This window comes from Paenibacillus sp. P5_B5 (genome assembly GCF_056400365.1).
This window is the reverse complement of the sequence record NZ_JBFULK010000047.1, coordinates 1-1,271: the sequence shown is the minus strand read 5'-3', so window position 1 is coordinate 1,271 and position 1,271 is coordinate 1. Positions and strand designations below refer to the sequence as shown.

Genomic DNA, 1,271 nt, shown 5'->3' with positions numbered 1-1,271 from the left:
AAAAAAACCGTCATGTTATCATGAGGGTTGGGAGTGACTCTTGGAGGGGATATTTTTATGGCTAAAAAAGGACAATCATTTCAAACATATACAGAAGAATTCAAACTGAAGGCGGTCAAAGCATATTTAGAGGGGTCAGTGAGTTACAAAGTGGTAGCTGAACGAGAAGGGATTCGTAATTGTTCTCAACTTAAGGTTTGGGTGAAAAAATGGCAAAACGGAGAGTCATTCGATGGGCGTAAAGGTGTGATGAATCCATTGAAAGGGCGCACTCGAACCTCTTTCGGAAGTATTGAGGAAGAACGAGATTATCTGAAGGCACAGGTGGATTACTTAAAAAAGCGGTATCCAAATCTAGTAAAGGAGCAGCACCTAATCGACGAGTAAACTACGAAATAGTTGAGGAGCTTCGCCACCTGCACGGCATTACAAGTTTGTTAACCATTACGGGGATACCCCGGGCCAGTTACTACAAATGGCGAGCCACACAGCCCCATCGCACGRCAAGACAAGACAGGAATCGTGAGATCAAGGAACATATGATGGCTATTCATTTTGCTCATCCAGACTTCGGTTACCCTCGTATGACGACCGCCTTGTGGGAGGCAGGCTACAATGTGAATCACAAGAAAGTCGGACGGATCATGCGAGAGTTATCGATCCAATCGGTTATTCGACGGAAACGAAAACAGTCCAATTACACGCCTTCGGTGGTATATCCAAATCGATTAAAACGTCAATTCCATGCTACAGCGCCCCACCAAAAAATGGTGACCGATATAACCTATATTTCCGATGGAACGAAATTTTATTACCTGTCCGTCATTCAAGATCTATTTAATAATGAGATTGTCGCTTGGCAGTTGTCGGAACGTAACGATGTTCAACTCGTGATGGATACTGTTAAGCAATGGACAAGAAAAAGAGACGTGTCGGAAGCTGTGCTCCATTCGGATCAAGGCTTCCAGTATACGTCTCAGGCGTACAACAAGCGACTAGAAGTATTCGGCGTTAAAGGCAGCCACTCTCGCAAAGCAACCTGCCTGGATAACGCATGCATAGAATCCTTCTTYTCGCATCTCAAAACAGAGAAGTTGTATCTTCAACAGTGTAAATCAGGAATTGAGATTCATCAAGCGGTAGAAGATTATATTTATTATTACAATTACCAGCGGTTCCAATCTAAACTGAAACAGCGCGCGCCGATCGAATACCGGTGCGCGCTGGCAGCATAGCTTTTTTCATCTGTCTACTTGACAGGGGTATGACCA

Annotated in this window: 1 protein-coding gene; it reads left to right on the top strand. The window is 44.1% G+C overall.

What is annotated here, in order from left to right; genetic code table 11:
* The first annotated feature begins 57 nt into the window (after positions 1-57).
* Positions 58-1,235, top strand: a protein-coding gene (locus tag AC1DOK_RS24415; protein WP_477556880.1) for an IS3 family transposase whose coding sequence is annotated in 2 segments (ribosomal slippage) — positions 58-334 and positions 334-1,235 — 1,179 coding nt in all. Because the reading frame shifts where the segments join, the coding sequence is not laid out codon by codon here.
* Positions 1,236-1,271: the final 36 nt, after the last annotated feature.